Origin of the sequence: Hoyosella subflava DQS3-9A1, from assembly GCF_000214175.1 — a bacterium.
Taxonomy (GTDB): Bacteria; Actinomycetota; Actinomycetes; order Mycobacteriales; family Mycobacteriaceae; genus Hoyosella; species Hoyosella subflava.
This window is the reverse complement of the sequence record NC_015564.1, coordinates 1320998-1334923: the sequence shown is the minus strand read 5'-3', so window position 1 is coordinate 1334923 and position 13926 is coordinate 1320998. Positions and strand designations below refer to the sequence as shown.

Annotated in this window: 13 protein-coding genes; 7 read left to right on the top strand and 6 right to left on the bottom strand. The window is 61.7% G+C overall.

The window, feature by feature from the left end:
- Nucleotides 1–49 precede the first annotated feature (49 nt).
- Both AS9A_RS06240 and AS9A_RS06235 read left to right on the top strand, forming a co-directional pair.
- Nucleotides 50–1816, top strand: a complete 1767-nt coding sequence (locus AS9A_RS06240; RefSeq protein ID WP_013806086.1) for a DEDD exonuclease domain-containing protein — start codon at nucleotides 50–52, stop codon at nucleotides 1814–1816.
- Between the two features lie 43 nt (nucleotides 1817–1859).
- Entirely contained in the window at nucleotides 1860–2135 is a 276-nt protein-coding gene (locus AS9A_RS06235; protein WP_013806085.1) for an Lrp/AsnC family transcriptional regulator, read from the top strand.
- 2 nt (nucleotides 2136–2137) lie between these two features.
- Here AS9A_RS06235 and trpD read toward each other — a convergent pair whose 3' ends face one another.
- The gene (gene trpD, locus AS9A_RS06230; RefSeq protein WP_013806084.1) at nucleotides 2138–3193 is read right to left on the bottom strand and encodes an anthranilate phosphoribosyltransferase; all 1056 of its coding nucleotides are present in this window, start codon (nucleotides 3191–3193) and stop codon (nucleotides 2138–2140) included.
- 59 nt (nucleotides 3194–3252) lie between these two features.
- On the bottom strand, nucleotides 3253–3711 hold the full coding sequence (locus AS9A_RS06225) for a hypothetical protein (RefSeq protein WP_013806083.1): 459 nt from the start codon (nucleotides 3709–3711) through the stop codon (nucleotides 3253–3255).
- 220 nt (nucleotides 3712–3931) lie between these two features.
- On the opposite strand from AS9A_RS06225, the gene ctaE reads away from it, so the two are divergent.
- From ctaE to qcrB, 4 genes are all read left to right on the top strand, one after another.
- On the top strand, nucleotides 3932–4540 hold the full coding sequence (gene ctaE / locus AS9A_RS06220; RefSeq protein ID WP_083826657.1) for an aa3-type cytochrome oxidase subunit III: 609 nt from the start codon (nucleotides 3932–3934) through the stop codon (nucleotides 4538–4540).
- Between the two features lie 61 nt (nucleotides 4541–4601).
- Complete coding sequence (qcrC, locus tag AS9A_RS06215) at nucleotides 4602–5489, top strand: cytochrome bc1 complex diheme cytochrome c subunit (RefSeq protein ID WP_083826470.1); 888 nt, start codon at nucleotides 4602–4604, stop codon at nucleotides 5487–5489.
- Nucleotides 5486–6634, top strand: a complete 1149-nt coding sequence (qcrA, locus tag AS9A_RS06210) for a cytochrome bc1 complex Rieske iron-sulfur subunit (RefSeq protein WP_013806080.1) — start codon at nucleotides 5486–5488, stop codon at nucleotides 6632–6634. The genes qcrC and qcrA overlap by 4 nt, the downstream gene beginning before the upstream one ends.
- Nucleotides 6635–6636: 2 nt before the next feature.
- Nucleotides 6637–8280: a cytochrome bc1 complex cytochrome b subunit gene (gene qcrB / locus AS9A_RS06205; protein WP_041450908.1), complete on the top strand. Its 1644-nt coding sequence runs from the start codon at nucleotides 6637–6639 to the stop codon at nucleotides 8278–8280.
- Between the two features lie 170 nt (nucleotides 8281–8450).
- Here qcrB and AS9A_RS06200 read toward each other — a convergent pair whose 3' ends face one another.
- The 4 genes from AS9A_RS06200 to ctaC are packed head-to-tail and all read right to left on the bottom strand — an operon-like array spanning nucleotide 8451 to nucleotide 11786.
- Nucleotides 8451–9200, bottom strand: coding sequence for a TIGR03943 family putative permease subunit (locus AS9A_RS06200; protein WP_041450907.1), 750 nt, complete (start codon nucleotides 9198–9200; stop codon nucleotides 8451–8453).
- Nucleotides 9197–10207 carry a permease gene (locus AS9A_RS06195; RefSeq protein ID WP_013806077.1) on the bottom strand — a complete coding sequence of 337 codons (1011 nt, stop codon included), beginning with the start codon at nucleotides 10205–10207 and terminating at the stop codon, nucleotides 9197–9199. Before AS9A_RS06195 ends, AS9A_RS06200 begins: the two co-directional genes overlap by 4 nt.
- A gap of 58 nt (nucleotides 10208–10265) precedes the next feature.
- Nucleotides 10266–10682: a cytochrome c oxidase subunit 4 gene (locus AS9A_RS06190; protein ID WP_013806076.1), complete on the bottom strand. Its 417-nt coding sequence runs from the start codon at nucleotides 10680–10682 to the stop codon at nucleotides 10266–10268.
- A gap of 33 nt (nucleotides 10683–10715) precedes the next feature.
- Nucleotides 10716–11786 carry an aa3-type cytochrome oxidase subunit II gene (ctaC, locus tag AS9A_RS06185; RefSeq protein WP_041450906.1) on the bottom strand — a complete coding sequence of 357 codons (1071 nt, stop codon included), beginning with the start codon at nucleotides 11784–11786 and terminating at the stop codon, nucleotides 10716–10718.
- Nucleotides 11787–11989: 203 nt separating this feature from the next.
- Between ctaC and asnB the strand changes: the two genes are divergently transcribed.
- Nucleotides 11990–13921, top strand: a complete 1932-nt coding sequence (gene asnB, locus AS9A_RS06180; protein WP_013806074.1) for an asparagine synthase (glutamine-hydrolyzing) — start codon at nucleotides 11990–11992, stop codon at nucleotides 13919–13921.
- Nucleotides 13922–13926 lie beyond the last annotated feature (5 nt).

Genomic DNA, 13926 nt, shown 5'->3' with positions numbered 1-13926 from the left:
CTTCTACGCGTTGACTCGAATTGTCAGGGGTGACAATTAATCTGACCGCGTGAGTCCGGTTTCCACCTTCGCGCCAAGTCGCCAGAGCCCCGCCTCGATCGCATCCGGCGACGGCGGAACGCAGCTGAGTTTTGAAGAACTTGGAACGACGTTGCGTGACATCACCTTCGTCGTCGTGGATCTCGAGACTACTGGCGGCAGCTCCGACAGTGACCGGATAACGGAAATCGGTGCAGTCAAAATTCAGGGCGGCGAGGTGCTTGGCGAGTTCGCGACGCTGGTCAATCCGGAGCGGGACATTCCGCCCTACGTCGTCCAGATAACTGGCATCACGTCCGCGATGATCTACCAAGCGCCGACGATCCGCGAGGTGATGCCCGGCTTTCTTGAGTTCGCGCGGGGCACCGTCCTGGTTGCTCACAACGCCGGTTTCGACATGAGCTTCCTCAAGGCGGCTGCGCAGCGCTGTGACCTAGCCTGGTCGTTCCCTCGACCTGTATGCACTGTCAAACTCGCCCGGAGGATCCTGTCCAAAGACGAGGCGCCATCCGTCAAACTCTCTGCGCTGGCCGACCTGTTTCGCGTTCCACACCGTCCCACTCACAGGGCCCTCGACGACGCCCGGGCGACAGTAGACGTTCTGCACGCTCTATTCGAGCGGGTCGGTAATAAAGGGATCCATAGCCTTGGGGAACTGACGGAGTACTACCCATCAGTCCCCTCAGTTGTGCGCGAGAAACGCGACCTTGCCCGCCACCTCCCGGAAACGCCAGGCGTCTATATCTTCCGCGGACCGTCGAACGAAGCGCTCTATGTCGGAACCGCCACCAACCTTCGCGCTCGGGTTCGGTCCTACTTCACTGGGTCGGAGCAGCGGACCCGCATGCGGGAAATGGTGGCACTCGCGGAAGGCGTCGATCACGTCGCCTGTTCCATCCCCCTTGAAGCCGGGGTACGCGAGTTGCGGTTACTTGCCGCTCACGCGCCTCCATATAACCGGAAGTCGAAGTGGCCGCAGCGCGCGTGGTGGGTCACGCTGACGGACGAGCCATTCCCGCGACTATCCGTGACGCGGACGCCACATTCCCAATCGGTCGGCCCGTTCCCGAACCGAGGTACCGCGACAGATGCGGCACACACTCTCGCGGAGAGTGCGGGCCTGCGAACCTGCACTCGTCGACTTACGGAACGTGATCTTCACGGCTCGCACTGTCCCCCCGCCCCCGTCGGCGGCTGCCCAGCAGCCAGGGATGGTCTGCTCGCTGCCACCGCATACCGCGCCACCGCACTTCGGGTTGCGGAAGTGCTCGCAGGGATGCGTGATGACCCCCTCACTGAACTGCAGAACAGGATTGCCCAGCTCGCTGTTGATGAGAAGTTCGAAACCGCTGCCCGGCTACGTGACAGGGCCGCACACTTAGGGCTTGCGTTGCACCGCAGTCATCGTATGTCGGCCCTTACCTCGATCGAGGAGATCGTGGCGGGGCGGCCCGATGGTCGCGGCGGCTGGGAGCTCGCGATCATCCGCCATGGACGTCTCGCGGCGGCAGGCCGTGCGCCCCGCGGCTCGTCACCGTTACAGCTAGTCGACTTGTTGACGCACACCGCGGAAACCGTGCTGCCTGACGGAACACCACTAAGCGGCACGCATCCTGAAGAGGTGGGACTGCTCATTAAGTGGCTGAGCGAGCCTGGCGCGCGAATTGTGCGGACAACGCACGGCTACTGCGAGCCCGCCCACGGTGCGGGCAAGCATCTCGCGTGGTGCAAGCGGGCCCGATCGAGTGCCCGCGAGGCCCACTCACTCATCGGTTAACCCATGCGGGCCCGAGCACCACGCTGAGCGATACAGTCAGCGGATGATCACCGTCATCGTTCACATCCACGCCGATGCTCATAGCATCCCGGAGACCGCCCAGGAAGTTGCCGACCTACCAGGCGTGACCGAGGTATATTCATGCGCCGGCGACATCGACCTAATCGCGATCATCCGTGTGCGCAGTCACGAAGACATCGCGCATGTTGTCACCGAACGGATCGCCAAAGTTGCGGGAGTACGAACGACCCGCACGCACATTGCATTCAAGTCTTACGCGCGTGCTGATGTCGAGGCCGGCTTTTCGATCGGAGAATAAACCTACCCGGTGATCCGGTGCGTGAGTTCCGCCCAGCGCGCGAGCAAATCCGCTGCGGCCCCTGTATCGATCGCGCTCGCTGCCTGCTCTACGCCTGAAGCGATCGCGTCCGTGAGTTCCTTGTCGCCGACTCCCCTGAACGCAGCTATCGCCGCTGCTGAGTTGAGGATCACGGCATCACGTACAGGCCCTTGCTCCCCAGCGAGAACCGATCGGGCAATCTGCGCGTTCTCCTCGGCGTCGCCGCCCTTCAACGCCCCCGGGTCCGAGTAAGGAATACCCACGGACCGTGGATCGAAGGTGGTCGTCGTCACCGCGCCATCCGCTACTGCGTGCACTGTGGTGGTTGTGCTGGTGGTGATTTCGTCGAGCCCATCGTCGCCGCGCACAACGAGCGCGGAATGTCCCCTATTGGCGAACACCTGGGCCACCACGGGAGCGAGCGACGGGAAAGCACAGCCAACGAGGCCCGCACGAGGGCGCGCAGGATTCGTCAGCGGCCCCAGAACGTTGAACGCCGTCGGGATACCGATTTCTTTCCGCGGAGCAGCGGCAAACCGCAAAGCCGGGTGGAAGACGGGTGCGAAGCAGAACCCGATCCCTACTTCATCCACGCAACGCGCAACCGCTTCTGGCCCGAGGTCGATCCGCACGCCGAGAGCCTCAAGTACGTCCGCTCCACCGCTGCGCGACGATGCCGCCCGGTTCCCGTGCTTGACTACCCGTACCCCGGCCGCGGCGACCACGATCGAGGACATTGTCGAGATGTTCACGGTATGAGAACGATCACCGCCGGTGCCCACTACGTCGACGGCCTCGGGACTCACCGGGACCGAGCGTGCATGTGACAGCATCACATCAGCGAGGCCACCGAGTTCCTCGGCCGTAGGGCCCTTCATCTTGAGGGCGACACCGAATGCCGCAATCTGCGCCGGAGTCGCTTCGTCCGACATGATCTCGTTCATTGCCCAGCCTGTGGCGGCCGAGGAAAGATCCTGCCCCTCGGTTAGCGCCCCGAGAACTAGCGGCCAGCTGAACTGAGCATCACCAGACGTCACAACGAAGCCTCTCTTGCCGATCAATTTCAGAGTCCAGCCGATCCTAGTACCCAGCGCCGCTACTCATGGAGCGGCTGGAGGGCGTCCCATCCGTAGCACTGTCCACCGAGGCGCGACGCAAGACTCGCCATCCTGGAAGCTTCTTGCGCGCACGAGAGGGCCGACAGCTTCTGCACACGCTGCAGCACGATCAATTCATCGCCATCTTCGGGGGCAGGCCTCGACGGTGACAGGTAAGGCGCTGCGACCGCCACTGAATATCCATCAATCGCGGCAATCTGAGCCGCCTGCTGGGCGTTCCCGCGGAAAGCCAGATGATGGCGAAGAACCGCCGCGTCCGTCGCACGCCACACCGGATGCGTCGAGCTCGCCCTGGCCAGTACGCCACTGCACGACTCGGAGGGGTTAAAAGCTTCCGCGACAACCACAAGATCCGCTCGCCCTGGCTCTAGTTCCTCCGTGGTCCTACGCGCCGTCAGCCAGTTGCGTAACCGAGCACTGCGCATCCACTGCCACATAGTGCATCTCCTGTCCGCGTCCGGCCGTCACCCGTCGGCACGTGCCGCCTTTCCCGCCCTATTAGCGGTGATCGGACACATGCTTTACGAGGCGCGACACTCCGAGAGACACTACCAGCGAGCCGCCAAAACAACCGCGACCTGGGGAAACACCCGCGCTCGAAACGAAATACCGGACCCGGCTGCACGTTTCTTACGACGGGGCGTCATACTTCCAATTGTGACGAGCGCAGTAGGGACCTCAGGAACGGCAATCACACAGCGTGTGCACTCGCTGAACCGCCCCAACATGGTCAGCGTGGGCACTATCGTCTGGTTGTCCAGCGAGCTCATGTTCTTCGCGGGCTTGTTCGCGATGTACTTCGTATCGCGTGCCCAGGCTACGGAGTGGCCACCACCACCCACGCACCTCAACATTCCTTTCGCGCTGACGATCACTGTCGTCCTGGTGGCATCCTCGTTCACCTGCCAGTACGGCGTGTTCGCAGCCGAGCGGGGCGACGTATACGGCCTACGGCGCTGGTATCTGATCAGCTTCTTCATGGGCTTGTTCTTCGTCATTGGACAGGGCTACGAGTACTACGAGCTCGTCCATGAGGGAACGACCCTGTCAAGCAGCGTCTACGGCTCGGTGTTCTTCATGGCGACGGGCTTCCACGGCCTGCACGTCATCGGCGGTCTCATCGCGTTCCTCTACATCATCGCGCGCACAAAAATGAGTAAGTTCACGCCATCGCAAGCCACCGCAGCGATCGTCGTCTCGTACTACTGGCACTTCGTCGACATCGTGTGGATCGCACTCTTCGCGACGATCTACTTCATTCAATAGTCACCGAAATGCCGAAAGACCAGCCCCGTCCAGCCCGTCCCCCGATACCAAAGGGATCTCGATGAGCTCATCTCCACCACCCACAGCCGACGACTTCGGCGGTGCACCGGGCGTTCCCGAGAAGTCGCCCGGAAACTCGCCGCGCCAGCAGCGCCGCGCACGTAAGTTGCGCAGGCGCGCCGCCGGAGCAGTAATGCTCTTGATGGGTCTTGTCGGCGCGGGTGTCATCGCCGCCGCGATCACTCCTGAACCACAGATCGCTACAGCCCAGGAAGACAGTGCCGCTCTGATTCGCGAAGGAAAGCAGCTGTATGACACGTCCTGTGTCACCTGCCACGGCGTGAACCTGCAGGGCGTGCCTGACCGTGGCCCGAGCCTCATTGGTGTCGGCGAAGCTTCCGTCTACTTCCAGGTCGCATCCGGCCGCATGCCCGCGATGCGCAACGAGGCGCAGGCGCTGCGCAAGCCTGCCAAGTTCGAGGCTCGTCAGATTGACGCACTTGGCGCGTACATCCAGGCCAACGGCGGGGGCCCAATCGTCCCACGTGATGCCGATGGCGAAGTCGCAACGGCCTCGCTGCGCGGCAACGACCCCGCGCGCGGTGGCGAACTCTTCCGCCAGAACTGCGCGTCATGTCACAACTTCACCGGCCAGGGCGGCGCCCTGTCTGCCGGAAAATGGGCACCTGAACTCGTCGGTGTGCCGGAACCCGATATCTACACAGCGATGCTGACTGGCCCGCAGAACATGCCTGTGTTCTCCGACCGCCAACTGTCGCCTGAGGACAAGCGCGACATCATCGCGTACGTCAAGGCCGTCAACGAGCCACGCAACCCTGGTGGATATGGGCTCGGCGGCTTCGGCCCAGTCTCTGAGGGTGTAACGATGTGGGTCCTCGGAACAGCAGTAGTTATCGGCGCCGCAATGTGGATCGGAGCAAGGTCATGAGCAGCGGGGATCCAAAGCAGAACCCCACGCCGGAGGAACTGGCCAACATGAGCCAGGACGAGCTCGCGAAGCTCGGCGCCAACCTGGATGATGTTGATGTTATCTACCGGCGCAACCGTTGGCCCATCAAAGGTTCCAAGGCTGAGAAGCGCGCTGAACGCCAGATCGCATTCTGGTTCGCGCTAGCTGGTCTCTCGGGTCTCGCCTTCGTCGCTATCTTCGTGTTCTGGCCGTGGGAGTATCGCACGGTCGGGGAAGAAGGATACGCGCTCTACAGCCTGACCACGCCGCTATATGGTCTGACCTTCGGCCTATCGATCCTCAGCATCGGAATCGCGGTCGTGCTGATCGCAAAGAAGATGATCCCCGAGGAGATCGCGGTCCAGCAGCGGCACGATGGGCCGTCAGAGGAAGTCGATCAGAGAACGACAGTCGCGCTGCTCCGCGATGCGTACGACACGTCCACGATCGGCCGCCGCGGCATGATCAAGTGGAGCGCGGCCTTCGGGATCGGCGCCTTCGCGGTGGCGGCTCCGGTCGGGCTTGTCGGCGGCATGGTCAAGAACCCCTGGGCGGACCGGGACGACTCCGCGCTGTGGCGATCGTTGTGGACGCCCGACTATCCGGGCGAAACTATTTACCTGCGCCGCGACACCGGGCGCATCACTGACGTCGCGCTAATTCGTCCCGAAGACATCGACGCCGGCGGTATGGAAACTGTGTTTCCATTCAAGGAATCATGGCGGGGAGATCACGACGCGCTGCTCAAGTCGTTCCGGCACGAGTATTCTGCAGTTATGTTGATCCATTTGCGCGCCGAGGACGCCAACCGCGCGGTCCGACGCGAGGGTCAGGAAACATTCAACTACGGAAATTTCTTCGCATACTCGAAGATCTGCACCCACCTCGCGTGCCCAACGTCGCTCTATGAACAGCAGACACAGCGGATCCTGTGCCCCTGCCACCAGTCACAGTTCGACGTGATGCAGTACGCCAAGCCGGTCTTCGGGCCAGCTACCCGTGCTCTTCCGCAGCTGCCCATCACAGTGAACGAAGAGGGCTATATGGTCGCTAACGGCGACTTCATCGAACCGCTCGGCCCAGCGTTCTGGGAACGGCCTGGCTACAGGAATCTGGAATCATGAGCATGAGTCAAGCGCTCAAGGCGCGCAGTACAGCCGAAGCGAACCGTGCCGCTGGCGACATGGATGACCGCTACCGCATGGCTGCTGGTATGCGGCGGCAGATGAACAAGGTGTTCCCCACCCACTGGTCATTCCTGCTTGGTGAGGTGGCGCTCTACAGCTTCATCATCCTTCTGATCTCCGGCGTTTACCTGACGCTGTTCTTCGACCCCTCCATGGCGCACATCGCCTACGAGGGTGTCTACCAGCCGATGCGCGGCGTTGAGATGTCGAAAGCCTACGAAACCACGCTGAACCTTTCCTTTGAGGTGCGCGGTGGGCTCTTCGTCAGGCAGCTGCATCACTGGGCCGCTCTGCTGTTCGCAGCATCGATCATCATGCACCTTCTCCGGATCTTCTTCACGGGCGGTTTCCGTAAGCCGCGTGAAGCGAACTGGGTAATCGGCTCGCTGATCTTGGTTCTCACCATTGCTGAGGGCTTCCTCGGCTACACCCTCCCTGACGACCTGCTGTCCGGCACCGGTCTTCGTATCACCTCGGCGATCATGCTTTCGCTGCCTGTGGTTGGTACGTGGATCCATTGGCTGGCATTCGGCGGGGACTTCCCTGGTGAACTGATCATTCCGCGCGCGTACGTCCTGCATATTCTGTTGCTTCCCGGCATTCTGCTGGCGCTCATCGCGGCGCACCTCGCGCTCGTGTGGTACCAGAAGCACACTCAATTCCCCGGCCCTGGGCGCACAGAGAACAACGTCGTTGGCGTCCGCGTACTCCCCGTCTTCGGTGTGAAGGCTGGCGGCTTCTTCGCGGTGATCTTCGGAATCCTGGCACTCATGGGCGGACTGCTGCAGATCAACCCGATCTGGAATCTCGGCCCGTACAACCCGTCGCAAATCTCTGCGGGTTCGCAGCCTGACTTCTACATGTTCTTCACCGAAGGAATGGCGCGCATCTTCCCAGGGTGGGATATCTATCTCGGGAATTACATGATCCCGTCGGTTGTCTGGGTTGCCGTGATTCTGGGTGTCGTGTTCGCGCTGCTCTTCACATACCCGTTCATCGAGGCGAAGCTCACGAAGGACGACGTCCACCACAACCTGCTACAGCGTCCACGTGACGTCCCGGTCCGCACCGCGCTCGGTGCCATGGCCCTGGCGTTCTACCTGGTGCTGTTCCTGATGGCTATGAACGACATCATCGCGTTCAAGTTCCACATCTCGCTCAATGCGACGACGTGGGCTGGTCGTATCGGTATGGTCGTTCTGCCCCCGCTGGCGTACATCATCGCGTACCGCTGGTGCCTCGGCCTGCAGCGTTCCGATCGCAAGGTTCTCGAGCACGGTATCGAGACCGGCATCATCACGAGGCTCCCCCACGGCGAGTACATCGAATTGCATCAGCCGCTAGGACCGGTGGACGAGCACGGCCATCCGATCCCGCTCCCCTACCAGGGCGCAGCTGTCCCGAAGCGGATGAACCAGCTCGGTTCTGCTGGCAAGCCGGGCTCCGGCGGTCTGCTAGTAGCCGACCCGCAGGACGAGCACGAGGCCCTCGAACGTGCGGAGCATCAAGCGCACGTTGAGCACGCACGGGCTCTGCGCGAACTACAACAGCGCAACATCGATGGTGGCAATGGCCAGCACTAGGCCTGCAGCACGCGTGTAAACGGGGTTCCAGCGATTCGCTGGGACCCCGTTCGCGTGGCCCCTCCTGCACACCTTCCCCACTAACGGGACATACTCATAGGACGTTTCCTATGAGTATGTCCCGCTATGGGTGAGTCTGCCTCGATGTTTCCGCGCAGCTGGCCGGAGGCTCACCCGCCCGGGTATTCGTACGTGTTTGCCGGTGCTTCGATAGCGCGGACCCCCGTGACCCGCAGATGCGGCACATACCCATTCGACGCGGTCGCACTGCCCGGTGTTACTTCACCGCGTACTTCGAACCACGCGTGGTCGTTGGCTGCCTCGAGGATTGTCCCGCGCACGTCGCTCAAGCGGACGCTCACGAGCCTGGCGTCTGCGGCGCAGCAAATGATGCTGACACGACCCAATAACGGCTCTGGACGCGATTCAGAAGCAGCGAGCCAGAACCCGGTCACCGTTACTTCCCGGCCACTCAGGCTCCTGGTGGTATCGAATGCTGCCCTTCTCGTGATCTCGAGAATGTTCAGCGCCGGAGCCGGTTCGTCCGGCAGCGGGTCGAAAGCAATCGCCGGTGCACTTCGCAGCGATACCTGTTTCGCCGGTCCGCTAGCCGAGGCCATCGTTTCCGGGCCCAGGGGCGGCGGCAGAATGAACAGGAGCAGAAGGACCGGCGCGCCCAGCATCCATGCCGCCCGCCCTGCCCGTCCAGCATTGGGGCTGGTCTGGTCGTGTGAACGCCTAAGCGCACGAAAATCCTGGACCATGCCCGCAAGGGCCAATCCAGCGACGACCACGCCGCTTGCTAATAGAAACGGTCCAAAATCTTCGCGAACGTACCTTACGTGCACGTCAGCGACCACGATCTTTATCAGCACGCAACCGAACAAGAGAAGTAAAGCGTTCTGCATTTCTCGGGTCATGCGTCAGCCCCGAGAAACACCAGACCTGCTGCGCATCCGCAAATAACCGCAATCAGGAACGTGAGCGGCGCGAATCGGCCAGCGAACCCCTTGCCGAACGTGCCGGCTTGCATGGCAATGAGCTTCACATCGACGGCAGGCCCGACAACAAGAAAGACTAGGCGTGGCAAGAGTGGCATCATCGTCAGACTTGCCGCGACGAACGCGTCCGCTTCGGAACACAGTGCGAGCAGAACGGCCAGCGCCGCCATCACTAGCACTCCAATCAGCAGGTTCCCCGCGATGTGGTCGTAGACCCGGTCGGGGACGAAGACCCGCAGAGCCGCTGCGATTGCGGCGCCAAGCGCGAGGAAGGCACCTGCCTGAATGAGGTCATGGCGAGCGGCAGAGCTGAAGGTGTGAAAACGGCCCCCGCGGGGATCATCGTGTGAGCATCCTGGGGCGGCTGCGCTGCGTGCGCTTTTCATCCAGTTGGGCTTGGCGATGGCCATCCACACCCAGCCAACAATCAGCGCAGTGGCGAGGGAGCCCGCGAATCGCGCTGCCACCATCTCGGGATACCCCGTGAATGCCACCGCAGTCGATACAAGGACAACAGGGTTGATTGCGGGCGCCGACAACATGAAGGTCAGCGCGACCGCACTGGGAGCCCCTTGGTCGATCAGGCGGCGCGCGACAGGCACTGAACCACATTCACAGCCCGGCAGCGCCAGACCGGCCATTCCGGCAGCTCCCACCGCGGCGTGCCGCTGACGGGGCAAAATTCGCTGGAGGATTTGCGGAGACGCGAACGTCGCAATGCTCGCGCTGAGCAGAACTCCCACGATCAGGAATGGCGTCGCCTGCACGAAGACCGCAACAAACACGGTGAGCGCGGCGAGGACCCGAGGACTGCCGGCAAACAGACCGGCGATCCACTCATGTGCGGCGAGCAGTGCGAGCAATGCCGCCGCGAACATGTACAGCGACCTGAACCGAACGTTGCCCGACTGTTCGCGGTCCCCCATAGAGACGGCAAATCCGCCCTGGGCCGAAACTCTGCTCCAGGGCGGATTGTGCTGCTGATCAGTGCTGCTCAGGACCGAGGTGGTATTCGAAGACCAAACCGGCGGTAGCAACGAGAATAGCGACTACGCCAGCTGCAACCACCCACCACTGGACGAAAGCGAACCCAACGGCGGTGACCGCCGCCGCTAGTCCCAGGATTAGCGGCCAGAAGCTGTGAGGCGGGAAGAATCCGAGGTCGCCGGAGCCATCCTGAATGTCAGCTTCGTCATAGTCTTCCGGCCGCGTGTCGATGCGGCGAGCAACGAAGCGGAAGTACGTGCCCACGATCAATGTGAGGCCCGCGGAGAGGGCAATCGCTGTAATGCCGACCCACTCGAGACCTGCACGGGAAATATTGGTGAACACCACGTAAATGATGCCCACGATGATGAAGAAAACCGTCAACAGCTCGAAGAGCTTCGCTTCGATCTTCATGTCAGTATTCGTCCTCGCTCGGGATGGTCAGCGTCAGTTCTCGGCCCTAAACGGGATGGCGGTCTGGACCTCACGCCGGGTCTCGAACGGAACCGTCGTGATGGAAACGGGCTCTTCACCGATCGCTGCGAGCGCTTCGGCGTTCGAGAGACCCTCGCCACCGTCTTCAACCGGCTTGCGCAACTCGATGTACTCGGCGAACCGCTCAGGGCTGACGGCACGCACCTCGAAGTTCATCATCGCGTGGTAGGTGCCGCACATTTCCGCGCACCGGCCAACGAACGCGCCTTCCCTTTCGATCTCGCTGATCTGGAACGAGTTGTCAGAGTGGTTCTCGATCGGGTTCGGGAGTACATCGCGTTTGAAGAGGAACTCTGGCACCCAGAAGGAGTGGATTACGTCCGACGAGTTCAGGACGAATTCGATGCGACGGTTAGTCGGGAGAACCAGTACCGGGATCTCCTCGCTCGAACCCACTGTCTCGATCTTGTTGTACTGGAGGTAGGACAGGTCGCGCTTCGCCGTGCCGTGGATCGGACCGTAGTCTTCTTCCTGCTCGTCAGCTTCTTGTCCGGCCGCGATGACCTGCGGCGTTTCCAGATCTTCCCCATCATAGGAAGGGGTGCCGTCCTGCATGTCGATCGTCCGGTACCCGAACTTCCAGTTCCACTGGTACGCCGTGACATCTACGACAACCTCGGCCTGGCCATGTTCCTTGTCGTTCACGAAATTCTGCACTACTACGGTGAAGTAGAACAGGACCGCGATGATCACGAATGGAACGGCCGTGTAGAGGAGTTCTAGCGGCACGTTGTAGGCAGTCTGCCTCGGGAAATCGGGGGAATCCTTCTTTTTACGGTGGAACGCGACCGTCCAGAATGTCAGGCCCCACACCAACACGCCCATTACAAGAGCAGCGACCACCGACCAAGTCCACAATTCACGCATCATCTCGGCCTGCGGGGTTACCCCGGATGGCCAGCCGAATCGCAGAACAGCATTGTCAATGGAGCAGCCCGAAAGGAGCACGGCAGCGAAACCGAGAGTCGCCGCTAGCCCAGTCCGCCGCGCAATCCGACGCTGACTACCGTGTGCCACGTTCACGCCTTCCTGGTTGCCACACCTACTGCGGACCCGTCCACATTCTGAGTCCGAATACTACGCAGCGTAAACCACGCCGTTGGCGGCGGCGCGCTCGGGTCGCCCCATCTGTGACCAACGTTTGCGGCATACTCCCTTTCGGAAGTGTTGCCCCGCTACAGGAGGCCGACTGGTCCCTGGATCCGCGAATTGAGGTGCTGAGCGCTGTGTGTGGCCTGCTTGGAATTCTGACTGCCGACCGAAACGCGGCAGCGATCGCACCTGAACTGGGCGAAGCGGTGCATTGCATGCGTCACCGCGGGCCTGATGAATCGGGAACGTGGCACGACGACGATGTCGCTTACGGCTTCAACCGCCTCGCGATCATCGATATCGCGCACTCACATCAGCCGCTCCGCTGGGGCCCGGCCGGTAACCCCGAGCGGTACGCACTTACCTTCAATGGTGAGATCTACAACTACCTCGAGCTTCGCGAGGAACTGCGCCGTGATCACGACGCGGTCTTCCAGACCGAGGGTGACAGTGAGACCATTGTTGCCGCGTTCCACTACTGGGGTGCCCACGCTGTGCGCCGGTTGCGCGGAATGTTCGCATTCGCGGTGTGGGATACCGAGAAGCGTGAACTCTTCATCGCGCGCGACCCGTTCGGAATCAAACCCCTCTTCATCGCCCATGGCGCGGGTGGTTTCGGATTCGCAAGCGAAAAGAAGAGTCTCCTCGAGGCTGCTGACCTGCTCGGTATCGACTTGAGCATCGATCCCCGCGCAACTGAGCACTACTTGGTGCTGCAATACGTCCCGGAGCCGGAGACGCTGCACACGGGCATCAGACGGCTCGAATCCGGCTCGTACGCCTGGATCCGGCCCGGCGGTGAACCCGAGATCACCCGGTACTTCACGCCGCGGTTCCCAGTGGTTCCGTTCGTGCGCGGCAAAAGCGAGGCACAGAAACGGTACAACGAGATCGCGCGCGTTCTCGAGGACTCTGTCGCGAAGCACATGCGCGCCGATGTCACCGTCGGATCGTTTCTGTCCGGTGGGATCGACTCGACGGCGATCGCCGCACTCGCGATTCGCCACAATCCGGACCTGATCACGTTCACCACCGGTTTCCAGCGCGAAGGTTATTCCGAAGTGGATGTCGCGGCCGAATCGGCGGAAGCGATCGGCGCGCGCCACGTGGTGAAGATCGTGGGGCCCGAAGAGTTCGCCCAAGCAATCCCAGAGATTGTTTGGTACCTCGACGACCCAGTCGCTGACCCGGCCCTCGTTCCGCTCTACTTCGTCGCCAGAGAAGCCCGCAAGCACGTCAAGGTCGTTCTCTCGGGCGAAGGCGCGGACGAACTCTTTGGCGGCTACACCATCTACCGAGAACCGCTATCGTTGCGCCCATTCAGCGCACTCACCCCGGGGATGCGCCGAGCAGCGTCGCGGATGTCAGACCGACTTCCCGAGGGCCGGCGCGGGAAAAGCTTGCTTCAGCGGGGTTCTCAGACCCTCGAAGAGCGCTATTACGGGAATGCTCGCAGCTTCCAGGACGCGCACTTGCGTTCTGTGCTTCGCGACTTCCATCCGGAGTGGACGCATATGGACGTCACGGCACCAATCTACGCACAGTCAGAGGGCTGGGACCCTGTCGCACGGATGCAGCATGTGGATCTCTTCACCTGGCTGCGCGGAGACATTCTCGTCAAGGCCGACAAGATGACGATGGCCAATTCCCTCGAGTTGCGCGTGCCATTCCTTGATCCCGAAGTCTTCAAGGTTGCTGAACGAATCCCATATAAGCAGAAGATCACGCGCGACACGACCAAATACGCGTTGCGTCAGGCTCTCGAGGGAATCGTTCCTCCACACGTGCTTCATCGCGACAAACTCGGTTTCCCAGTTCCGATCCGTCACTGGCTGCGCGGCCCCGAACTGTATGAGTGGGCGCGTAGCCAGATCGCGGAGTCAGGTGCTGACCACATTCTCAACCTGCAAGCTGTTGGCCAGATGCTGGAAGAACACCGTTCAGGGATTGCTGACCACAGTCGACGGTTGTGGACCCTTATTACGTTCATGGTGTGGCACGGGATCTTCGTCGAGAAGCGGATCAAGCCGCAGATCCAGGACCACCAGTACCCGGTGACGCTCTAAGCGTG